At 59.3% G+C, this 20,737-nt stretch carries 17 protein-coding genes and 7 pseudogenes; 6 read left to right on the top strand and 18 right to left on the bottom strand.

Translation table 11 applies throughout. The annotated features are described in order from the left end of the window. Nucleotides 1-8 precede the first annotated feature (8 nt). The 4 genes and pseudogenes from EI171_RS10755 to EI171_RS10745 form a co-directional block, all read right to left on the bottom strand. Nucleotides 9-170, bottom strand: a pseudogene (locus EI171_RS10755) (IS5/IS1182 family transposase); the annotation flags it as partial. Nucleotides 171-301: 131 nt separating this feature from the next. After that, nucleotides 302-1,372 (bottom strand): IS3 family transposase, encoded by a 1,071-nt coding sequence (locus EI171_RS10750; protein WP_246740377.1) that lies wholly within the window; start codon nucleotides 1,370-1,372, stop codon nucleotides 302-304. Next, nucleotides 1,339-1,491 (bottom strand): annotated as a pseudogene (locus EI171_RS45495) (transposase); the annotation flags it as partial. The gene EI171_RS10750 and the pseudogene EI171_RS45495, both read right to left, overlap by 34 nt. A gap of 525 nt (nucleotides 1,492-2,016) precedes the next feature. Further along, nucleotides 2,017-2,527: pseudogene (locus tag EI171_RS10745) on the bottom strand (transposase); the annotation flags it as partial. 795 nt (nucleotides 2,528-3,322) lie between these two features. Here EI171_RS10745 and EI171_RS10740 point away from each other — a divergent pair. After that, nucleotides 3,323-4,288, top strand: coding sequence for an IS481 family transposase (locus EI171_RS10740; RefSeq protein ID WP_161533310.1), 966 nt, complete (start codon nucleotides 3,323-3,325; stop codon nucleotides 4,286-4,288). Here the strand turns inward: EI171_RS10740 and EI171_RS10735 are convergent. The 3 genes from EI171_RS10735 to EI171_RS10725 form a co-directional block, all read right to left on the bottom strand. Next, on the bottom strand, nucleotides 4,277-4,474 hold the full coding sequence (locus EI171_RS10735) for a hypothetical protein (RefSeq protein WP_161533309.1): 198 nt from the start codon (nucleotides 4,472-4,474) through the stop codon (nucleotides 4,277-4,279). The two genes, EI171_RS10740 and EI171_RS10735, sit on opposite strands and share 12 nt — an antisense overlap. Nucleotides 4,475-4,587: 113 nt before the next feature. After that, the gene (locus EI171_RS10730) at nucleotides 4,588-4,932 is read right to left on the bottom strand and encodes a hypothetical protein (RefSeq protein ID WP_161533308.1); all 345 of its coding nucleotides are present in this window, start codon (nucleotides 4,930-4,932) and stop codon (nucleotides 4,588-4,590) included. A 238-nt stretch (nucleotides 4,933-5,170) separates the two neighbouring features. Beyond that, nucleotides 5,171-5,374 carry a hypothetical protein gene (locus EI171_RS10725; RefSeq protein ID WP_161533307.1) on the bottom strand — a complete coding sequence of 68 codons (204 nt, stop codon included), beginning with the start codon at nucleotides 5,372-5,374 and terminating at the stop codon, nucleotides 5,171-5,173. 962 nt (nucleotides 5,375-6,336) lie between these two features. Between EI171_RS10725 and EI171_RS45490 the strand changes: the two are divergent. Then, a pseudogene (locus EI171_RS45490) lies at nucleotides 6,337-6,550 on the top strand (integrase core domain-containing protein); the annotation flags it as partial. A 129-nt stretch (nucleotides 6,551-6,679) separates the two neighbouring features. Here the strand turns inward: EI171_RS45490 and EI171_RS10715 are convergent. After that, entirely contained in the window at nucleotides 6,680-7,315 is a 636-nt protein-coding gene (locus EI171_RS10715; protein ID WP_097669451.1) for a dethiobiotin synthase, read from the bottom strand. 845 nt (nucleotides 7,316-8,160) lie between these two features. On the opposite strand from EI171_RS10715, the gene EI171_RS10710 reads away from it, so the two are divergent. From EI171_RS10710 to EI171_RS10700, 3 genes are all read left to right on the top strand, one after another. After that, nucleotides 8,161-8,520, top strand: coding sequence for a Dabb family protein (locus tag EI171_RS10710; RefSeq protein WP_161533305.1), 360 nt, complete (start codon nucleotides 8,161-8,163; stop codon nucleotides 8,518-8,520). A gap of 113 nt (nucleotides 8,521-8,633) precedes the next feature. Next, entirely contained in the window at nucleotides 8,634-10,028 is a 1,395-nt protein-coding gene (gene pabB / locus EI171_RS10705; protein WP_161533304.1) for an aminodeoxychorismate synthase component I, read from the top strand. Further along, nucleotides 10,025-10,609, top strand: coding sequence for an aminodeoxychorismate/anthranilate synthase component II (locus EI171_RS10700; RefSeq protein ID WP_097669454.1), 585 nt, complete (start codon nucleotides 10,025-10,027; stop codon nucleotides 10,607-10,609). The genes pabB and EI171_RS10700 overlap by 4 nt, the downstream gene beginning before the upstream one ends. A 461-nt stretch (nucleotides 10,610-11,070) precedes the next feature. Here EI171_RS10700 and EI171_RS10695 read toward each other — a convergent pair. From EI171_RS10695 to EI171_RS10685, 3 genes and pseudogenes are all read right to left on the bottom strand, one after another. Continuing rightward, nucleotides 11,071-11,895, bottom strand: a pseudogene (locus tag EI171_RS10695) (ISNCY family transposase); the annotation flags it as partial. Nucleotides 11,896-12,091: 196 nt separating this feature from the next. Continuing rightward, complete coding sequence (locus EI171_RS10690; protein ID WP_057847969.1) at nucleotides 12,092-12,340, bottom strand: ISL3 family transposase; 249 nt, start codon at nucleotides 12,338-12,340, stop codon at nucleotides 12,092-12,094. A 117-nt stretch (nucleotides 12,341-12,457) separates the two neighbouring features. After that, nucleotides 12,458-13,267, bottom strand: a pseudogene (locus tag EI171_RS10685) (IS66 family transposase); the annotation flags it as partial. A gap of 60 nt (nucleotides 13,268-13,327) precedes the next feature. On the opposite strand from EI171_RS10685, the gene EI171_RS10680 reads away from it, so the two are divergent. Then, nucleotides 13,328-14,332 carry an IS110 family transposase gene (locus tag EI171_RS10680; protein WP_161533303.1) on the top strand — a complete coding sequence of 335 codons (1,005 nt, stop codon included), beginning with the start codon at nucleotides 13,328-13,330 and terminating at the stop codon, nucleotides 14,330-14,332. Between the two features lie 229 nt (nucleotides 14,333-14,561). Here EI171_RS10680 and EI171_RS10675 read toward each other — a convergent pair. The 7 genes and pseudogenes from EI171_RS10675 to EI171_RS10645 form a co-directional block, all read right to left on the bottom strand. Beyond that, a pseudogene (locus EI171_RS10675) lies at nucleotides 14,562-15,410 on the bottom strand (IS66 family transposase); the annotation flags it as partial. A 45-nt stretch (nucleotides 15,411-15,455) separates the two neighbouring features. Further along, entirely contained in the window at nucleotides 15,456-15,803 is a 348-nt protein-coding gene (tnpB, locus tag EI171_RS10670; protein WP_038937265.1) for an IS66 family insertion sequence element accessory protein TnpB, read from the bottom strand. Continuing rightward, nucleotides 15,800-16,201, bottom strand: coding sequence for a transposase (locus tag EI171_RS10665; RefSeq protein ID WP_161533302.1), 402 nt, complete (start codon nucleotides 16,199-16,201; stop codon nucleotides 15,800-15,802). Before EI171_RS10665 ends, tnpB begins: the two co-directional genes overlap by 4 nt. Before the next feature lie 22 nt (nucleotides 16,202-16,223). Continuing rightward, nucleotides 16,224-17,507, bottom strand: coding sequence for an ISL3 family transposase (locus EI171_RS10660; protein WP_246740622.1), 1,284 nt, complete (start codon nucleotides 17,505-17,507; stop codon nucleotides 16,224-16,226). A 372-nt stretch (nucleotides 17,508-17,879) separates the two neighbouring features. Continuing rightward, nucleotides 17,880-20,126: a hypothetical protein gene (locus EI171_RS10655; protein WP_161533300.1), complete on the bottom strand. Its 2,247-nt coding sequence runs from the start codon at nucleotides 20,124-20,126 to the stop codon at nucleotides 17,880-17,882. Beyond that, the gene (locus tag EI171_RS10650) at nucleotides 20,123-20,353 is read right to left on the bottom strand and encodes a hypothetical protein (protein ID WP_161533299.1); all 231 of its coding nucleotides are present in this window, start codon (nucleotides 20,351-20,353) and stop codon (nucleotides 20,123-20,125) included. The genes EI171_RS10655 and EI171_RS10650 overlap by 4 nt, the downstream gene beginning before the upstream one ends. Further along, nucleotides 20,350-20,682 (bottom strand): hypothetical protein, encoded by a 333-nt coding sequence (locus EI171_RS10645; protein ID WP_161533298.1) that lies wholly within the window; start codon nucleotides 20,680-20,682, stop codon nucleotides 20,350-20,352. The genes EI171_RS10650 and EI171_RS10645 overlap by 4 nt, the downstream gene beginning before the upstream one ends. Between the last annotated feature and the right edge of the window lie 55 nt (nucleotides 20,683-20,737).

Here is a 20,737-nt window from a genome sequence, read left to right as displayed (position 1 = left end):
GCCATAGCTCTGCCGTTGTCGCTGTAGAGCGGCGCGATCTCGCCGTCGATCCAGTTCCAATCGACCCTGCCGGCGAGCAGAACCAGCTCGTGTCGCATGTTGATGATCTGGTCCAGCCGGGACCGGAACAGATCGTTCGAGCCTGTCGTCCTGTGCTTCTTTGGTCGCATCGGTGCCTCCGATGCAGCACAGAATCACGGTTCGCAGCGGCAGGGAAATCCAAAATCGAAATTGCAGGGTTTTGGGCTGTGAAGCCTCAATCCCCTGCAATCTCAAATGCCGTTGACCTTGCCCCCAAGTTTTATCCAGTCCTGAGTTCGCCCGTGCCGTTGGATTTGCCCGGTTGGGCGGTGGCAGCGACGGGGGCTGGCGCGGAGCCTTCGGCATAGCGCAGCGCCAGATCCCGGCGCGGGTGGCATGTCATCGCGAACTCGGACGGGGTTCTCCATCCGAGCTGCGAGTGTGGTCGTGTGTCGTTGTAATCGGCCCGCCAACATCCAAGTGTGACGCGGGCTTGTGCCAGTGACGTGAACAACGTCTCGTTCAACAGCTCATCCCGCAGCCGGCCGTTGAAGCTCTCGATGAAGGCGTTCTGCATGGGTTTGCCCGGCGCGATGTAGTGCCATTCGACACGGCTTTGGTCGGCCCACACCAGGATGGCGTTGCTGGTGAGTTCGCTGCCGTTGTCGCTGACCACCGTCCTGGGCTTGCCGCGCTCGATCATCAGCCGGTCCAGTTCCCGCGCCACGCGGACGCCGGAGAGCGAGGTGTCGGCCACCAGCGCCAGGCACTCACGGGTACAATCATCGACGACAGTCAGGATGCGGAAGCGGCGGCCGTCGGTCAGCTGATCCGACACAAAGTCGAGCGACCACCGGTCGTTCGGCGTCATCGGAACCAGCATTGGCGCCCTGGTCCCGATCGCCCGCTTGCGGCCACCACGGCGACGCACCGTCAGCTTCTCTTCCCGATAGAGCCGGAAGAGCTTTTTGTGGTTGATCAGATAGCCCTCCCGCCTGAGCAGAACATGCAGCCGCCGATAGCCGAAGCGGCGGCGCTCCTGGGCGATCGCCCTCATGCGCTGGCGAAGGCTGGCATCGTCAGCCTGGGTCGTCCGGTATCTCATGGTCATGCGGCAGCAGCCGATGGCTTTACACGCCCGCCGTTCACTCATCCCATGGGCATCCACCAGATGAGCGACAGCTTTCCGCTTCCCCGCGGGCGTCACCACTTCTTTCCCAGGAGATCCTTCAGCGCCGCATTGTCCAACATGGCGTCTGCCAGAAGCCGCTTCAGCTTCGTGTTCTCGTCCTCCAGCGACCGCAGTCGCTTGGCCTCCGAGACGTCCATCCCGCCGAACCTGGCCTTCCATTTGTAGATGCTGGCGTCGCTGACACCATGCTTGCGGCAGAGATCGGCGACCGGAACCCCGGCTTCGTGCTCCTTCAAAATCCCGATGATCTGTTCTTCCGTAAACCGCTTGCGCTTCATGCTCTGGTCCTCGTCTTGGGCCAGAACGAACTTCAAACTGGATTAAGCCCGAGGGGCAAGGTCACCGTCGCAACCGGAAAACAGACTCCCAATCAAGTGCTTGGAGGCTTGTTCACGGACAACGAAAACGAAGGCCGCCTCCCCGACATTTCGCTCTAGGTTGGATGGCGCATGGGCCGAGAACTTTCCCGACAGCAAGCGGAGGCAAGTGGGCCGAAGGGTTACGTCAAGTGCAGAGCTAGTCCTTCATCCGGCGGTGCTCAGCGCTTCGCCGCGAAGCGGGGCGGGCAGCATTACTAAAAGCGGAGTGCCTATAGTTCCGCTATCCTCGCCTTCAGCCGCTCGTATGGGCTCGAGCGAGCAATTGAAAGCTGATCACGTATCACTGCACACGCGAACGCACCTCGCTCTGGAATACGACCGTCCGGGTCGGGGCCAATGGCAAAAATCCGCGTCCGCGAGCAACCAATCAATAACGTCTCAATCGTCCGCGACGGACAGAAACGAGTGCCGCGTCGACATTAGCTTCGATGACAGATCGCGCTTCTGCCACACGGTGTGCTCGTCGAGCCAGCCATCCTTCAGCCGGCCGATGGCGGATGCCGCCCGGCAACATCCTTGCCGGGCAGCGCAGCTAGCGTCTCCGAGAAGTCGCCAGTCGAGATACCCTAAAGGTTCGGCAGCAGCGTCTCGATCGACTTCGAACGGCGCATGTAGGGTGGCAGGATCTACGGAGAGAACCGGAGGCAGTCGCGATCCGTGGCGTCCGCCCCGCGATCGAGCACACGTGGCGACGGACAGCGACCGGACCGATACCGGTCATCACCTCGCGTTTCGGCAGGAGACCGTGGCGGACGACGCGCTGATGACCGTCCGCGGTCTTCAAATCGGCATGCTTGCCGAGAAAGTCCTCAGCCTCAGCCTCAGCCTCGGCCTCGACCGCCTGGGCGAGACGAGCACGTGCCCCGCTACGCAACACTTCTATGAGTTGATCGGCGACGTTTGCAATCAGCTTGAGGATGTTAGCTTTTGACACGGCATATCGCTCCTTCATCCGAACGCATCGCGTGGGACCGCGTGGCGAGCTAATCTGAGTGAAAGGCTTCATGGCGGTTCACTACTGTGCTCATAGCCGACGCGCCAAGGGGACGCTTTGCCACTGGGACAAGTTTCTCGGGATCCCCATCTTCGCCGGATCTCCAGCCCAAGGCCAACGGCATCTCCCGTTCGCTAATTCTTCTGCTGCTATGACTGGCGAGGTGTATTGGCCTAAAACCTGGCCATCAAACAGGAGAGCGCATCCTCCCGGCACAATAATGATCTCCGCTAGCCCATAGCATGTTTCGTAACTCCACTTCATAGCCAGCTACCGGAGCTATCCCCTTTGATGTCCGTGGCAACGCGAGCGCGACTCGGAGCCTTCACTCAAGAGAATTAACGCTGTCCCTGCCGCGCCCGCGCTGCCCGGAAGTTAGCAGCCACGTGACTCGGCGCTTCGTCGGTCCCGAAAGCGCTGTCCCTAACACGCGCCACTAACTTCGGTGGCCAGCCTACCTTGCTCTAACACCGCTAACCACCTCGCCTTCCCGAGAGTGTCGTCAAGCTACACGGGTGGGAATGTATCGCCAAGAGCGCTCGTGGGCGCCTACCAGGAGAGGTGGCTCGCCTTCAGGGAGGCAACCGTTGCCCCTCAACCTCTGGTTCAGTCCACCGCTTCCAAAGGGTTTCAAGTCGGCCGATGCCACCACTGGCAAACGTCAAGGAATAACCGACCCTGTTTAGTCCCAGGCTTTGATGGTGCATTCTTATCGCACGATTCGAAGGATGCGCTATGGGACAAGTTTTACACGGCTGCGCCACCACGACGGAGGCAGTCCGTCGAGCAATACAAAATAGTCAAGAGAGCCTGAGGGCGCTCGCCAAGCGCTACGGGATCAACCAGAAGACTGTCGCGAAGTGGAAGGAGCGCGAGACTGTCGCCGATATCCCGACAGGCCCCAGGGACGCCAAGTCGACAGTGCTTTCCATCGAGGAGGAGGCGATCATCGTCGCTTTCCGGCGGCATACGCTATTGCCGCTCGACGATTGCCTCTATGCGCTCCAACCGACCATCCCGCATCTGACGCGATCATCCCTGCATCGCTGTCTCCAGCGCCACGGCATCAGCCGATTGCCAGAGGTCGAAGGCAGCAAGCCTGCGAAGAAAAAGTTCAAGGCCTACCCGATCGGCTACTTCCACATCGACATCGCCGAGCTGCAGACCGCTGAAGGCAAGCTCTACCTCTACGTCGCCATCGATCGCACCAGCAAGTTCGCCTTCGTGCAACTGGTCAGGAAGACGGGAAGGACCTCCGCCTCGGCCTTCCTCGAAGCCCTGATCGCGGCTGTCCCCTACAAGATCCACACGGTTCTCACCGACAATGGGATCCAGTTCACTTTCCCGCCGCGCTACGCGGACGGCCCGACGGCAAGATATACGACACATATGTTCGATATCCGCTGCCAAGAGAACGGCATCGAACATCGGCTGACCAAGATCAAGCATCCCTGGACCAATGGCCAGGTCGAGCGCATGAACCGCACGATCAAGGAAGCGACCGTCCAACGCTACCATTACGATCGACACGATCAGCTCGAAGCACACCTTGCCGACTTCATTAACGCCTACAACTACGCTCGACGGCTGAAGACCCTGAAGGGCCTCACGCCCTACGAATACATCTGCAAATGCTCGACTTCCCAGCCAGAACGATTCAAACTTAATCCGCTCCAGCAAATGCCGGGACTAAACACCTAGCCCCACCTCCTTAGTTTTTTGAAAGACGTTTTTCCCACCCCACGGACGCTTGTCTTTGGGGTCGATTGTGTCGAGATCCACTTCGGCGCTTTTTGCGGCGCGTTCGATAGACCGAAGCATCCGGTCTTCGATTGGAAGGATTATCCCGCCCCGCGCTTCGATATTGGCGCGAATCTTATCGCGCAACTGCTGCCCATGTCTCAACGAGTGAGCGACATAAGAGTCGATCAGAGGTTTCGAGAAGTTTTTTTATCAGAAATCGGATATTGACGGTCGCCTCAATACAAGCCTCGCGAGGATCATGCCGGTTTCTTTCCAGTGTTTACAAATTTATCGAGGTACGAGTCGAGCAACTTGTATTGACGGACCATATTTCCAGCGACTGCGGCCATCTTACGACCCCACGCCTGTGTCCTCCCCAGCGTACCCGCAGCGATGCAGCAATAGCTGGCGGTCTCGACCATCAGCGAAACTGCCAGTCCGGTAAAGTCAGACTCGGTGTTGAATTGCGCGATTCTATCTAAGTCAACTTCGATGCGCTCGATTTCGGGAACGGTATGGCCTGTCATCGATTTGAGTTCGATGTTGGAATCTTCGACGGTCTCAGCGGAAATGTGCTGCAGTACGATCGCGGTTAAGCTCATCGATTCGATCGGCGGATGAAGGTGATGGGGTGTCTTCGCAACCGAACCGCCGCATCAGCGCTTTACATCACGCTCGCCAGCCCTCAGACGCACTCTTGCGAATATGTCAGGGGGATGAGGACTGCTGGCCAATTGGCGGGTGCGTCCTCGGCTCACCCACGTCGCCAACGGGCCCGCTAGTCGAAACGAAGATAGATGACCGCGTGCCGCCTTACGCCGCAACGCGGCCCCCAGCGTCTTAGATGCCGCTAATCACCGGGCGTTCGATCTGCCACGGTTCAATGTCGTACCAATCGAACACCTCTGACAGGCTATAGGGTATTTCACAAACCGGTTCGCCCGGTTCGGTCGGTTCTTCGACGAGATAGAACTCGTCATATGCGACCCTCACCATGTGGTCGCGATAACAGTTCGGTACGTTCCCTTTTCTGGCGCGTTTCATTAGCTTCGCTCTCTAATCGCGAGAATTGATCAGGATGTACTATAATGAGATATCCCTCGCGGCAAAATATTGAGCGGCCAAGTCTGTCGAGGTTGTTGACGCGAGCCGTTTTGAAAGCCCGCTCAATCCATGCGCTAACTCGGCGTATGGTCGGCAATTTCGCTGTTTCACGCTCAGCCTTCGCCAGTTCGACCACAATGCGTCGTTCTCGGTCATATGCCCAACTAGCATACTTTGTTCCGAGAAACTGATCGACGAGGTCAGGTATGATCGCCGAGGGAAAAGAAGTGCGTCCTCTTTTTTATCAGGAACACCAAGCGATTTCGTCACCCCTCCAGCGTGTGGGCAAATTCATGGAGATTGCTGTCGGAAGTCTTGATTATTGAAGTGAGCACGTTGGCACGAAACGTCTTGTTCGAGGCGCTTTTGTCTTCCTGCCGCCAACAATACTGAGAGGCCAAAGGAACCGCCTATTGCCGAGCGCCGCCTCAGCCTGAGATGGCGACTGTTCGCTTAAACCATTTTTTTGGTAGGCCAATGTAGTAGCTGCGCCTGCGAAGCTCTGGCTCTGACCTATTGAGCGTTTCGCAAATGGATTTCACAGGCGTGCCTGCATCAACAAGCTCGCGCAGCAGTTCGTCTTCTCGTTTCGTCCAGCGAGGAGGGGCGAGAGTCAACTTTAATCCAACCTCTTAGCTTCGATTTCATGCGGCGCTGGAGAAATGGGCAAACTGCGCCTTGCCATGCTTTGACTGCGATCTCCGCGTTCCTGTTCGGGAATGCGAAGCACAGTCCCGAACAGGACGGCGAAGCGCATTTGGCAGGTTCGAGCATGACCAAGTTGGGCCTGCCGTAACGGCGCCTCGCCTATCCCAATCATCGCGTCGGCGCCTCAGGATGGCAGAGGAGAAGTTCCTTCGAAAGCTATACGTTGGCATAGTCGAAGCTCCGGGGTCCGCAAATGCAGCAAGCTCGGCCTCCAGCACGTCTTCACCAGGCCCGACGACCGCAAACAAACGGCAAGGCCGAACGCTTCATTCAGACAGTGCTGCCCGAGTGGGCTACGCTCGTGCCTACGACACCTCGGATCAGCGCGCCCAAAACCTGCCAATCTGGCTTCATCACTACAACTGGCATCGCCCGCACGGTAGTCTGCAAGCCAAACCACCCATCAGCGGCCACGGCGTACCGATGGACGACCTCCTGAGATTCCACGCTAAAGATAAGCACCATCGCCCGGCGGTTGTCATTCCGCTTGAAGCGCGTGTTGCATGCGGATGCCAATCAACGACTTCATCTTTAGCATCATGAATTGAAATCATCGTGACAGAAGGAGGCCTTGAACGCAGCTTGCAGCGTGTCTGCCGACAAAGGCGCAATCCAGGGCAGTCGTCCTAACCACCGCACCCGTCCAATCTCGCAAATTGCTGCCACAGCGTCCGAATTCTTTTCGCCAACGAAAGCGATCCCAAGAATGACGATCTGGCGCCTTCGGAGCGCATCTATGGACAGCAGTGAACAATTGATCGTACTCAGAGTTGTGCTCGCGCAGAGCACGACAGGTAGTCTCCACCGCTCCAAGAGGTCAATGTAAAGCGAGCCGCAATTCAGCGGCTCCATTAGTCCGCCGGTACCCTCGATCACGAGCGGCTGCCCTCCGGTGTCCGGTACGTCCAGCGAATCCGGTTTGATGCGAACCTCGTCAATCCCCGAGGAACTGTGGTGCCAAGCGGCCGTTTGCAGTCGGTAACGCTCAGGCACGATGCGATCCGGCGGAAGACTGCCAAGCCGAGCGACCCGCTCGGTATCGGTTTCTCCTTCGAGGCCGGCCTGAATCGGTTTCCAAAACTTCGCACCGAGGAGATTGACGAGTCCTGCGCAGAACACCGTCTTTCCGATGCCGGCGCCAGTAGCGGTCACCACAATCTGCTTCTGGCTCATTGAGTTTGGCCTCTTGTCTCCTCCTGCAGTTGTACGCAATTCACCCTCCACGATTTCAGTATCAATTCACAAATATACGCCAGTCGGGAGTACCCATCTCGCGCCTGGGAAGATCGGCAATCAACGTTCCGCGTACGACCTGGCCTTCCAGGCGCGTCGAGCAAAACTCTGCTCAGCTCCATTACGGCCATTTTTTACTCTCTCAAAGCAAAGTAGCGGTCGCTCAATCTATGCGACTCACGGATGGCCTTCGTTGCCGATGCCCCTGGCCTGAAAGGGCCTGTTCCGCCTGGCCAACTGATAGATTGAATTATAGAGTTTCGCGCGCGGACCATCGCGCTTCCCTAAGTTGCGTTTCATGCGTTGTGACAGGTTGAGATTGTTTTCGGCGCACAAATACTGTCCGGATCGGACGAGGGCATTCACCTGCGGCACGATGTATCCTAATAGATGCAGAACCGTACGTTTCGGACCCCAGCTCTACGAGAGGTGCCTGAGTTCAATCGATATGGGCTGTTGAGATAGTGCTGAATCGTCTTGTCGGGAAACACTGATCGACGGTATCACCCGCAACGAAGTATTGCGGGTTCTCGAGCTTTGCACGCGGATTCATCGAGCCGCCGAGCCAGAATATGCCACATTCAGATCATTTTGGACACCGAGCAACTCACACGTCTTGCTCAATTGGAAATTCTGCGAGTCTCTGCTGTTGCGAGCCTCTGCTGCAAGGCCGAGCGTCACACGAGCGCCCCCTTGCCATCAACGACGTTCCAGCATTGCATTGCGTTGCGCCGCTCCCCGAGGTAAGGACGCGGCCAAGTTGAGGCGTCACCTTTGCGGCCACCATGATCCGTCACATCGTCTTCTTCACAGCCAGGGATGAGGCCTGTATCGACCAAATCGTCAAAGGTCTATCGGTTCTCACCTCAATCCCATATGCACGCCGGCTCGAGATTGCGCGCAACCGCAAGAGCGATCAGCTCGGCAATGACATTGACGTCGTAGTGTACGGGGAGTTTGCTAGCGAGACGGATCTCGCAGCGTACAAAACGCACAATTTGTATCGAGAAGCGATCAGATGCATACGGCCACTTCGGGAGTTGCGCTTTGCCGCTGACTATGAGCTGTCAACAGATGTGCATTTCGCGGGAACGGCAGGGCTAACGCAAGTCGCTCGGCGTAGCGGATCAGCTGGCGGTGAGTAGCTTGATGATCAGCCGCAGGGTCTTGTACGCTCGGGCGGAAACAACCCTCCTTCGGAGCGGCATCACGGCGGCGCAGGCCTCACAACCTGCCGGTCGTCGGTAACAGATAGCCTATGCACGTCCGCGAGTTGCAGTGGATTGAACCTGTCAAGGCGCTGCGGTGCCTTGCGCCGTGGCCGCAGCTTACCTTTCTCGATAGCGCGGCAGGGCATGAGCTGCTTGGGCGTTACTCATATCTGGCCTGCGAGCCGTTCGGCACCTATTTGGTCGCAGATGGACAGGCAAGTTGGAATGGAGTAGCTCTTACAGGCGATCCATGGGAGGTCCTCCGCGGTCTTCTTGCGAGATACAAAGAAGCGCATCGCCCCGATCTCCCCCCATTCCAGGGCGGCGCAGCCGGCTTCCTTGCTTACGATCTGAACCGAACACTGGAGCAGCTGCCGCCGCCGTCAATTCACGGCCTCCGGTTGCCTCAATCAATCCTGCATTTTTACGATGTGGTCGTCAGCTTCGATCACCGGCACCACAGGTGCTGGATCGTCTCGACCGGATGGCCCGAACAGGACCCAACCCGACGAGCCGATCGCGCGCGTCGTCGCGCCGACGAGTTTGCAGCACTGCTCGCCAGGCCAAAGTCGCCGCGGAACATAATCCCCAGCACGGCGGGCGCTTGGCATTCTAACTATAGCCGTGAACGCTTTATCGCAGCGGTCCAGCGCGTCGTCGGCTTGATCCTGGCAGGAGATGTATTCCAGGCCAACATCGCGCAACGCTTCAGTGCCAGGGTTTCGCCCCTGTTCGATCCGCTCACCTTTTATTGCCAGCTCCGGACTCTGAACCCGGCACCGTTTGCAGCTCTCTTGCGCTACGATAAGCTGACGATCGCATCAAGCTCTCCTGAGAGATTTCTAAAACTTGACGAACGGCAAGTCGAAACGCGCCCGATCAAGGGCACATTCGCGCGTTCCGCCGATTCCGCGGAAGATGGGCGGCGTGCCGAACTCCTTCTTGCGTCCGAGAAGGATCGTGCCGAGAACATTATGATTGTCGACCTGCTGCGCAACGATCTGTCACGCGTTTGTACCGACAATTCGGTCGATGTTACCGCACTGTGCAACCTAGAATCCTATGCATCGGTGCACCATCTCGTTTCGATTGTCAGGGGCGCACTTGCTGAAGACAAGGACGCCGTCAGTTTGCTTCGCGCCTGCTTTCCGGGCGGCTCCGTTACCGGCGTTCCGAAGGTGCGAGCAATGGAGATTATTGCGGACATCGAGGGAGTGGCGCGAGAGGTCTATTGCGGCGCGATCGGTTTCATTGGATTCAATGGACAGATGGACACGAACATTGCGATCCGCACTGTGATGATCGACGACGACCTGGCTGTCTTTCATGCAGGGGCTGGGATAACGGCGATGTCGGATCCTGAAGCCGAGTACGAGGAGACGCTTGCCAAGGCACAGCGACTCTTCGCCGCCTTTGGTGCCGATCTATCTGGTGCATTTTGATTCTGATCATCGACAATTACGACTCATTCGTGTTCAATATCGCGCGATATTTCCGCGCGCTCGGTGAAGAGACGCAAGTCGTCCGGAATGACGCGATGAGCTTCACCGATCTCCTCGCGCTCCAGGCGCGTGCAATCGTGATCTCTCCCGGACCTTGCACGCCAATGGAGGCCGGCATATCCACTGCCGTTGTCCGCGAACTATCGGGTCGCGTTCCAATTCTTGGCATCTGTCTTGGGCACCAGTGTATTGGGAGCGTTTTCGGCGGTCGCGTGGTACGCGCGCGTTGTCCGATGCACGGTCGAGCCTCACACATAACTCATGATGGCCGAGGGTTGTTCAAGCAACTCCCGTCTCCACTTTCTGTTGGACGCTATCATTCTCTGGCGGTTGAACTAGAGGAGTCAGACGCGCAGCATCTCGTGGTGACAGCCCGCTCAAATGAAGGTGAGATCATGGCTTTGGCACATCGGCATCAACCGACCTATGGACTGCAATTCCACCCGGAGTCAGTACTTACTCAACAAGGTCACGTGCTGCTCATGAATTTCCTGCGATTGGCAGAGAGCTTCCGAGCGTGAGATCGGCGACTTCGTCCCAAACGTGGCAGCCTAGTCCATAGAAGGGGCATCAAGCTGCAAACTTGACGGATCTAACTCGGCACTCCGTGCGAAACAGCTCTGACCTGTTGAAGGTGTGACGAGAGAGCGCGAAAAAGCTCGATTTGTACGCTTTGTACGCAACTTTTTCTTTAAATTCAGGCTCAATTGAATTACTGGAAGCCAGCAATGCGTAGCTTTCCTCGCATTACCTCCATTCGATGAGTAGGCGGATCATCGTCTAGCCCATCGCAAAATGTTTATTTGAGATCCGCCAAGAAGTTGGTGGTGCCTTGCGGTAGTCTCGCTACCGCTGCCCTGACGGGCGTTTCCTCCCTTGACTTGGCCGCCGGTCCTATAGATCGGCGGTTCTTCTCGGTGGCAGGTCAAACGTTCTCATGAAGCAGGACTCATAAGATCAATCTGCACTTGCGGGACGCCGTTTCCTGCGCGCCGCGGATATCGCGCAACAACGGGACCGGGTCGAGAACGGCATGTATTTCTTGGAGATGGGCACGAACCGAGCGGGGCGTGTCGGCGGCTAAGCGCTGGTGTGGTGTCGCCGGCGCACGGTATGTCTTGCGCACACGCGCATCGTCGCGCTGCCCGGCTATCAATTGAACGAGGATTGGAAGACGTGCACGAACAGCCTCCGCGATCGATAGTGTTCAGCCAGCAGCACTTCCAGGCTCTCGAACCGACGATAGCCGACCATTCTGCGCGCGACGGCGCCGTTCTTCTGCTCGACGAACGGCTGGTCATTCTTTCGGTAGGGCCGGCAACGCATGAAAACGATGTTGGCCGCCTCGCAGTGGGCATTCAGCGTCTCAATCATGAACACGGTATCATTGTCAGCATCGAGGCCGAGCAGCGCAAAAGGCAATGGTTTGCGCAATTCCGTCAGCACCATTTTCAATAGCGCCTGTTCGCGCCACGATCAGAGCAGCGCACTCTGTCCAGCCGGTAGCACTGTCGGTGAGCACGAGGGTCAGGATGAAGCTGCCGGGCAGATGGACCGCTATGTGCTACAAGGTCGTCCGTATTGGAACACTGCGACGCAACGAGTGCGTCGCGTGCCGCCGGCGCTTGCGACCTGATTCTTCTTGGATCCGCACTAATGTGCGGTCGATCGTCGCAGCGCTCATCGCCAAAAGTTTGGCGCCGATCTGGGGGGCAAGGTCGAGGTGGCCGTGCCGTTCCATCGCCTCAATCGGCGCAGGCAGTAATGCCTTCAGCCGCTTCCCGCAGATCCGGCCTGTCGCCTCCCACTTGCATAACCTGCCGGCCGCGATCAGAAGTCGGCGCGGTCCCTCGCGGATCGCGCCGACGCCGGGATCGTAACTCCGGTCGGGCTACGCCCTCCCTACGTCACGAGCCCGGCGAAACTCTCTCACCTTGATTGGGTTCTTCCGCATATTTGGTGCAGCTTGAGCAGCTGGGGTTGGATAGGTTGGGCGGTCGTTCTCAGGCAGCCAGAAGGACGCGTCGACGCAATAGCGGGTAGCTCGCCCGACCATACATTTGTCGTTTGATGGCTTTGATCCTGCTGATCTGGCCTTCGACCGGACTGGTTGTCCAGGAGGTAGTTATTGCCGCTCGGACCGCATCGATGTCGCGCGCGATGCCGTTGGCAAAGCTCTTGAGCTCGCTGTTGGCTGCTTGTGTGATCCATTCATCGAGCTCGGCGATGTCGCTACCACTGAGAAGGGACACAAACCGCTTCGCTAGCTCCGCCGTCGTGGCGAGTTCCGGAGTAGGCATACGATGAAGACCGCCCGATTGACGCGTGCGCGCGGGCCCGGCGAGCTCTATGATGGCGTTGCGTGAAGGTCAGGCGACCTGCTGACCGGCGGGCTTGCGGGCTTGGCCCAGGACCTTCCATTCCCAGGGCAGCAGCTCGTGCAGACGCGATGTGGGAAGATCGGCGATACGGGCGAGGATGTCGGCGAGCCAGGCCTTGGGATCGACGTCGTTGAGGCGACAGGTCGTGATCATCGTCAGCATGATGGCGGCACGGTCGGCGCCGCGCTGGCTGCCGGCGAAGGTCCAGTTCCGCCGTCCCAAGGCGACGCCTCTCAATGCGCGCTCGGCACAATTGTTGGTCAAGCAGATCCTGCCATCGTCGAGGAAGCGGGCGAAGTCGTCCCAGCGCCTGAGCATGTAATTCATAGGCTTTAGGACCTCGGAGGAGCGCGAGAGGGTTTCGCGCTCACGCAGCAACCAGGCGTGCATGTCCTCGAGAAGCGGCCTGCTCTGTTCCTGGCGCACGGCACGCCGCTCCTCGGCGCCGCAGCCGTTGATGGCGCGCTCGATCTCGAACAATGCATCCAGGCGTCTGACCGCCTCCAGCGCGATCGGAGAGACCGGTTTGCCCTTCTTACCTTCCCAAGCATTTTTCTCGATGTCGGCCAGCTCGAAGAAGCCCCGTCGTGCATGGGCAAAGCAAAATGCTGGCGTAATCGGCCGTGCCTTCTTCTGCGGATCGAACAGCGGGTCGAACCCGCTGTAGCAATCGGCTTGCAGGATACCACCGAAGGCGACCAGATGCTTCTGGGGATGCTCGCCTCGTCGGTCGCTCGAGGCGTAATAGACCGCCGCCGGCGGCGCGGGCCCGGCGAAGGGCCGGTCATCCCGCACATAATGAGATGGACGGTCCCCGCCCTGATAAGCTGCGAAAGAGCACCCCAAGGAGGACAAGCTATGGCTATGACCACAATCGGGCTTGATATCTCGAAGAGCTGGTTTCAAATCCACTGGATTACGGCGGATGGAGAAATTATCCGCAAGAAGCTCGCCCGCGGGAAGGTTCTGGATTTCTTTTCACGGCTTCCAAGTTGTCTCGTTGGTCTTGAGGCTTGCGGCGGCGCTCATCATTGGGCTCGTGAACTAATAAAGCTTGGACACAAAGCGCGTCTTATGCCGGCCCGCTACGTACGAGCCTACGTGAAGACAAATAAGCATGATGCTGCTGATGCCGAGGCGTGCTGGGAAGCCGTCCAACGGCCTGGCATGCGCTTTGTCCCTGTAAAGACCGTCGAACAGCAGGGAATTCTAATGCTACATCGCACGCGCGATTTGCTCATCCGACAGCGCACCGGCGCGATAAATGCTCTGCGTGGTCATTTCGGCGAGTTGGGGATCGTGACCGGGAAGGGAAAAGCAAACGCGAGAGAGCTCATGGCACTCGTGGACGTTGACGAGCGTATTCCACAGAGCGCGCGTAGCGCCCTTTCAATCCTTGTCGATCAGATCGAAGACCTTGAGCTACACGTTGAAAGCTACGAGAAGATGATCCTTGCAACTGCCAAAGACAATGAAGTGTGTCGGCGTCTCATGAAGGTGGCGGGCGTCGGCCCATTTGCCGCCACCGCCCTGGCGGCGTCTGTCGACCATCCACAACAGTTCGCTTCGGCAAGGCATTTCGCTGCTTGGCTTGGATTAGTACCGAAGCAGCATTCGACCGGGGGTAAGGAGCGTTTGGGTGGTATCAGTAAGCGCGGCGACGGCTACATTCGCAAATTGCTGATACATGGCGCCCGAGCGGCCGTTCATCGCGTCCGTATCCATCAGGTCACCAATACCTGGATAACAGAGTTGCTCGGTAGGCGTCCCTTCAATGTCGTGACGGCGGCGCTTGCTCACAAAACTGCCCGGATCGCTTGGGCGATCATGGCCAATGGTGAAGAGTACCGCGCGCAAGCATAAATCGAGCGTGGTTCCGTTTGCGAGGGCAAAAGCAGAGTGATGGCAACCGGTCGGACCGGGGTCGGCTAAGCCCGTTGGACCTATCGAGCTTCAGAGCTCGCCAACATAATTGGGCGCCGATCCGCGGATCTCATCAGGGCTCGTGGCATTGCCATAAAGCCGGATAGATAGCTGCAAACGATCGTTAGCCGGAACAAAGCAAATGGCCTTGCAAAGCGGGGACCGTCCATAGATAAGTCCAGATCCGTCCGGTGGTACATTTGCCCTTCGCCAGGATACGGATGGTGGTGTCATCGCCATGAAGGCGCTCGGCCGCGAGCACATGGCGTTCGATCAAATGGAAGAGCGGCATGACGGCAAAGGTGCCGTGGCCGACCTGGTCGGCCAGGGTCGACAACGACAGGTCAATCCCCTCGGCCTTGAAGCGCGCACTCTGGCGGTTGAGCGGGATATGCATGCCGAACTTGTCGAACAGGATCGTCGCCAGCAAATGTGGGCCAATGAAGCCGCGCGGCGTGGCATGGAACGGCGCGGGCGGCTGGCTGATCTTCTCGCAATCGCGGCAGGTGAACTTCTCCCGTACCGTCTCGATCAACTTGAAGCGGCGTGGGATCTCCTCCAGCGTTCTGGTCACATCCTCGCCGATCTTCGCCAGCTGCGATCCACCGCAGCAGGCGCAGCTCGTTGGAGCCTCCATGACGACGCGCTCGCGTTCGATGTCATCCGGCCATGGCTTGCGCACCGGCCGCTTGCGCGTGAAGGAACGGACGTTCTGCGTCTTTGCTGCTGCAGCCTGCGCGGCAAGCTCATCCTCGCTCGCTGTGGTAACGAGTTCCTCGAGCTCCAGCTCCAACTGCTCGAGCAGCCGTGCCGTGCGCTCGGAGCGCGGCCCGTACAGTTCGCGTTTGAGCTTCTCGATCCGCAGCTCAAGATGCGCGATCAGCGCCTCGTTGTCCGACAGCTCCGCCCGCACACTGGCAGCCACCGCCTCAGCGTGTAGCCGCGCCTCACGCTCGGCCTGCAGCGCCGCCAGGGCACTCGCAAGGTCCGATGGAAGATCGTCCGGCTTCGACATCATGAAGCCAGTGAATCAGATCAAGCCGCAGATTCAAACCATAAAACGCTATCCGACCCGCGTTGGACGTTGGGTTTCTTGTGGGTTGCGCCAATCGATCCCGGACAACAGATAGCTCAACTGCGCCGGCGAGATCGTTACTGATTCACCGGCAACCGATGGCCAGATGAACCTTCCTCTCTCGAGTCTTTTGGTAAACAGGCATGCTCCCTGGCCATCGTGCCAGATCATCTTCACAAGATCGCTGCGGCGACCACGGAAGACGAACAGATGTCCGTTAAGCGGGTCTTTGTGCAGCACCTCCTGCACCTGGAGTGCCAACGACGGGAAGCCTCTGCGCATATCGGTGTAGCCTGTCGCGAGCCACACTCGCGCGCCGGTCGGAACCGGGATCATCGGCGCACCAGAGCATCGAGAACGCGACGCAGCGCGTCTCCATCAACCTCGCCATCGACCCGGATGCGGTGTCCGATACCGAGATCAATCTCGATGATGCCCTGGCTCCTCCGTCGACGCGCCGGCGCCGTCGTCAACGGCACTTCGGTCAGGTCCCGCGGCGGCACAGACGGTCCAATCTCGACCGGCACGAACGGAGCTATACTCGTCTCACCGTGCTTGCAAAACTCTTTGCGCCACCTGAACAGCTGGCTCACATGAAGGCCGGCCATGCGAGCCACCTCGGAAACAGTGGCTCCGGGCTCGAGCGATGCTGCAACTAGCCGTTCCTTCTCATTTCGCGACCACCGCCGCCGCCGCTCGACCGATGTGATCACCTCTGCCCGCGAAACCGTCATAGCGCTTCTCCTAGGATTACCCCTAGGACCTGCAGCGCTCGCCTCCGTCAAACAAGGCGGCCGTCAACGGAGGCGTACGTTCCGGAGCTCGCGCAAACAAGTGACCGAGGAACAGCCTGGCGTCAGCATCGATCTGATCCAGATCCCGACTCAAATACCAAGCACAGCGACGACGCGTGGGAGCTTTCCAGGTCGGGTGCGGTTGTGCTGCTCCTCCCGAGTCTGCATGTGCACGCCTGTCAGCGGCCCATCGCGCGACGGTCACTCGACTTCCAGTATAACCCTGTTGCTGAAGCTCGCGCCAAAGCTGCTGGCCCACCTGGCAGCCGGAGGCCCACCGCGCTTCCAGCCATGCCTCAAAGGGCGCGAGAAGATGTGAAGGTATGTGAGGACGCGAATGCTCCGGTTCGCCGCCAGCGGCCAGCCAGCGCTGAACAGTGCGCCTGTCGATACCAAGCAGTTGGGCGATCCCGGATGTCGGGCAACCTTGCTCGCGTAGGCGACAGATTTCATCCCAGCGTTCGCGTCGTGCAGACTTTCGATCCGCCCGCAATTGTGCAAGGCCGGGCGGCAGCGTGGAACTGCCAGTCTTCGGTCGTTGCACGGACGCCATGATTTGCACGGCGGCGGCTACGTTGTGACGATGGCGCCCGACAGCGTGGCGCAGGGCCTCACCTAAACTGTTGAGCAGGTGCCAACGGTCCGCGACCTGCACCGCGTCGGGCGCGCCGCAGCGTGCGCCATCAGCATAAAGTCCCGCACGGTCGCGGGCTACGACCTTGATGCCCGGCCAGCGCTTCAGCCAGCGCGCAACACTGTCGGCATTACGATCGGGAAGCAGGTCAAGCACGCAATTGCGCTCCAGATCGCAGATGATCGTTCCATATCGCTGGCCACGACGCCAAGCCCAATCGTCGATGCCGACGACGGTCGGGGCAACGAAATCCGGCAAGGGAGCCGAGTGAACCATTCGGAGCAAGGTGTCGCCGCTGACCGGCATGGCCAGTTTGCGCGACAGGCGCGAGCCGGGCTCTCCGCCGACCGCAAAGCCGATCGCCAGTTGGCTCTCGCCGAGACGGGTTGTGCGTCTTGCTTTCGGCCGCACCGTTGCCGGTAGCCGCTCGGTGAATATCTGACGCGGGCATTGCGGATTCGCGCATCGAAACCGTCGCGCGTGAAGCCGGGTTTCGACCACCCGACCTTGCCACGGCAGATCGGCCAAGCGTCGCACGTAATGGCTGTGGACGCGACCCGTCTGGCAGCCGCAACAGGGACAGAGCGAGACCGCTGACTTCGGCCGAGCCACGAGCACCACCCTGTCCGTCTGGGGAAGGATCTGGACAATCGAAAGCTCGGGAGAAATCAGCGAGCGGAAGGCATGAAGCAAGGCGAATCACGAGCGTCGACTGCGATTCCAACCTTATGCCCTTATTCGCACCGTCCGTGAATCCCGCACCTTGCACCAAATATGCGGAAGAACCCTTGATTGACGCGCTCTTCCATCCTGATCGCCGCGCGACAGGCTGACAAGCCTCCCGTGGTGCGCGTTCTCTTCTCCAGGCTCCATCCTTTTGGGAGATGGAGCCTGGAGGGCTCGGTGCTGGGCAGGCAATCCTCCGAGCCGATCCGGAGGCAGGAAAGCTGCCACCGAACGGCACTATGCCGGAAGACAACCAGCTCACGAGATCCCCAGTCGAGCGATCTGCGCCGACACGTGCTCCGGATCGGGAAGGGGAGGCCACGGATGGCGGCCAGCGGCGGCGCTCAACAAGGACCTACAGAACGCAGGGGTGAGCTTGCCGCGGTGGATCACGACTTTCTCGTGCCCCTCGGCGGCTCGAGCGCTCTGCCAGTGCTGATTGTAGCCGCGCTGTTCGTTAGACTTCACGTGGCAAGCGGCGAATTCGCGATCGCCCAGTGTTGCTAATTGCCAGGCATGTACCGGCTGCTTGGTATGGATGTGCACCCACATCGGGCTTGGCGTCGCACCACTGCGCAGCACCTTGGGCTGCAGCCTGATCTCGAACAGCGTCCCTGGCTCTCCCTTCAAGGGACGTGGTGGATCCACTGACGCCAGCTCCCCCGCCGCCCGCAACTGTTCAAGGTATTTTTGCGATGGAAACGCATAGGTCTTCATGCAATCGCTCGTGATTGCCGCCTTTCGCGCGTTTAATGAGTTTGCCTGCCCCTGCACCTCGGACCACATCGCCTTGAGCCGTACAATTTTATCGTGCACTTCGGGCAGTTGCGCAGGCGTGAGCAGGCCACGTCGTCGAGGCTCCTCCAGCGCGGCTGCACAGGCCTCAATCTCGGAGGCCTGCGTCTGCAAGCGCTTAATGACGCGATCCAAGACGTGTTCGGCGTCCTCGGGCTTCATCTGGCGCGCTTGCGAGACGGCGCTTTGCTGAGCCGACAGATCGAACTGCAGCAGCTCGTCCAATCGCTCAAGTAATCCCCCCAGCGCTTTCCTGGAGGGCGGAGCCTGCCACATCTGGAGGTGCTCGGTCGCGGAGGATGACGCGCGTGCCTCGTCCGCGGTCGCGAGTTTCTTGGTGCCGAGATCCGAGAGTACGATAACCTTGCGCGTCCGGTCCGTGGCGGCATTGGGCCTGGCGAGTTGCGGCTCCGCCGGGCGGCCCATCGAACTCCCCTCGCCTGCGGCCGCTGCGCGCCTTCCTTTTCCCTTTCTGCGCGCTGGACTATCTTCGCCCACGACCGCAGTATTTTCCGGCAGCGCTGCCCAAGCCGGCGGCTCAATCGTGGCTATCGTCTTCGGCTGCAATGCCAGCAGCCGCATGACTTCGTTCGCCGTAACCCAAGCACCTTCCACGATCTCGTCCAGTAACTGCAACGGGAGGTCCGCTCCCGTTCCGGCCTCCCTCAGGCTGCCAACGATGCCGCTCACTCCTGACGCAAACTCCGAAAGGCGCTCCATGACTCCTTCCAGAACGGCACGGTGCTCAGCGTCGAGCGTCGCTCCATTGCTGTTCAGAACGGCGCCGTGCGTCGAGACGAATGCCGGAAAAACATCCTCGATGAAGGTCCCGAGCAGACGCACTCGCCCGCTCTCATCCATGAGGGCGCCGCGCAGATCTGGTCCGAACGTGCTCGCTTGCGAGTTAATCAAGAGCTCCGCGAGAGCTATCCGCGATTGCAGATACATGCACTTCGTATTGAGCGCCCAGCCGGTATGCAGCCTTAGTGCGGCCTCTTCGGCCTTCCGCATCTCGGGCGTGCTGGTTGGCAAGTTGGCAGTAGCCGCGCAGACTGACTGCATCCGCTCCAAACGCAATGCCTTCTTTCCCCACCACTCCATGCAGGCCACGTAGTGGCCCGCCACGCCTGCAAACACGCGGCTCAGCTGAGCGGGCGAAGCGCTGTCTTTCATGTTGTCGAGCAGGTGTGCTGCTTTCCTTCTGTCCTTCTCCAGCTCGTAGATAATCTTTGTGGCCACCTCGTTACATTGGTCGCCAGCGTCCAGCGTGTCATAGCGGAGCTGGCGAGCCTGATCGTCCGGCAGAATGCGGCGCGCCAGAGCTGGGGGCAGATTCGCGTAGTACTCCAGAACTGCTGAGCCTGCTTTAACCACTTGATCGATCAGCTCTTGCGCCTCGGGCAAGTTCCGGGCGCGCCTGGCCGCTTGACGACAAGTTTTAAGCTGCTCGAGCAGGCTGTCCAAGTTTTCCTCTGCTGCCTTGATCTCGTCCCGCGTTGGCGCCGCCACATCCAAAGCTGGTGGCTGGTTCGCGAGCGCCGCGGTTCTATCTTGAGGCCCGGAGCGCATCCGCTCCACGAGGGCGTCGAAGGATTGACTGCGTTCCCCAGGCAACAGGCCGGGCTCCGCGCTCGAACTGCTCAATTCCCCGGTGCTGTCGGCTCGTGCAGCCCCAACGCGCGATGTGCCAGCTCGGCCAATGCCCGTCATATTTTATCTCCGATAAAGTCGAGAATGCTCAGCCTATCTGGATAGACCGCCTGGCTGACCAGTAGCTGACCAAGAGAGTTCTTCCGGATGCGCAAGAAAGCCGATATCGCCTTGGGTCCCATTTCCATCGCAGCTCCTGTGTTGCTGAAGACAGCGATGCGGGATAGCTGCGTCAGTTGCGGCATAATCCGCTGAGACGTGACCGCGGCCTGACGTGCCCCGGTCAAGATCTGCGCTCTGGATCGACAGTACCGTCCGCGAGGCGATCCGTAAGGGTCCTGCCCCTATGCCGGGTACGGCGTCTGGTGAGGTCCTCACCAGCTTTCAAAACCACATTTCCAGCCGCTCCGATTTCGGCGCCGAATTCGATAACGGTCAGTCTGGAAAGTCCGCGCCAGATGACGACATTTCCCGGTGGCGGATCGGCGGCCCTGGCCAGGTAGCGACCCAATCGTTCAAGTTTGGTCAAGTAGAATGCGAGGGTTCCAGGGCGACATCGTCGATTGCCGACGTCGCTGATGAGTTCATCGAGCAATGCGATCTCGTTGTCCGTCAAGGCCATCTTCGGTGACGCGTCCGGGCCGCGCGATTGAGCATGGTGAGCCAGAGGA

The sequence above is a fragment of the Bradyrhizobium sp. LCT2 genome (assembly GCF_009931255.1).
In the GTDB taxonomy this organism is placed as follows: domain Bacteria; phylum Pseudomonadota; class Alphaproteobacteria; order Rhizobiales; family Xanthobacteraceae; genus Bradyrhizobium; species Bradyrhizobium diazoefficiens.
The sequence above is the reverse complement of the archived record's forward strand: the minus strand, read 5'-3'. Positions and strand labels throughout refer to the sequence as shown.

What these genes read in the sequence shown, in the direction of transcription:
- EI171_RS10750 (WP_246740377.1), bottom strand. Translation starts at nt 1,372, where the DNA reads ATGGAAGGCCAGGTTCGGCGGGATGGACGTCTCGGAGGCCAAGCGACT.
- EI171_RS10740 (WP_161533310.1), top strand. Translation starts at nt 3,323, where the DNA reads ATGGGACAAGTTTTACACGGCTGCGCCACCACGACGGAGGCAGTCCGT.
- EI171_RS10730 (WP_161533308.1), bottom strand. Translation starts at nt 4,932, where the DNA reads ATGAGCTTAACCGCGATCGTACTGCAGCACATTTCCGCTGAGACCGTC.
- EI171_RS10725 (WP_161533307.1), bottom strand. Translation starts at nt 5,374, where the DNA reads ATGAAACGCGCCAGAAAAGGGAACGTACCGAACTGTTATCGCGACCAC.
- EI171_RS10715 (WP_097669451.1), bottom strand. Translation starts at nt 7,315, where the DNA reads ATGAGCCAGAAGCAGATTGTGGTGACCGCTACTGGCGCCGGCATCGGA.
- EI171_RS10710 (WP_161533305.1), top strand. Translation starts at nt 8,161, where the DNA reads ATGATCCGTCACATCGTCTTCTTCACAGCCAGGGATGAGGCCTGTATC.
- pabB (WP_161533304.1), top strand. Translation starts at nt 8,634, where the DNA reads ATGCACGTCCGCGAGTTGCAGTGGATTGAACCTGTCAAGGCGCTGCGG.
- EI171_RS10680 (WP_161533303.1), top strand. Translation starts at nt 13,328, where the DNA reads ATGGCTATGACCACAATCGGGCTTGATATCTCGAAGAGCTGGTTTCAA.
- tnpB (WP_038937265.1), bottom strand. Translation starts at nt 15,803, where the DNA reads ATGATCCCGGTTCCGACCGGCGCGCGAGTGTGGCTCGCGACAGGCTAC.
- EI171_RS10665 (WP_161533302.1), bottom strand. Translation starts at nt 16,201, where the DNA reads ATGACGGTTTCGCGGGCAGAGGTGATCACATCGGTCGAGCGGCGGCGG.
- EI171_RS10655 (WP_161533300.1), bottom strand. Translation starts at nt 20,126, where the DNA reads ATGACGGGCATTGGCCGAGCTGGCACATCGCGCGTTGGGGCTGCACGA.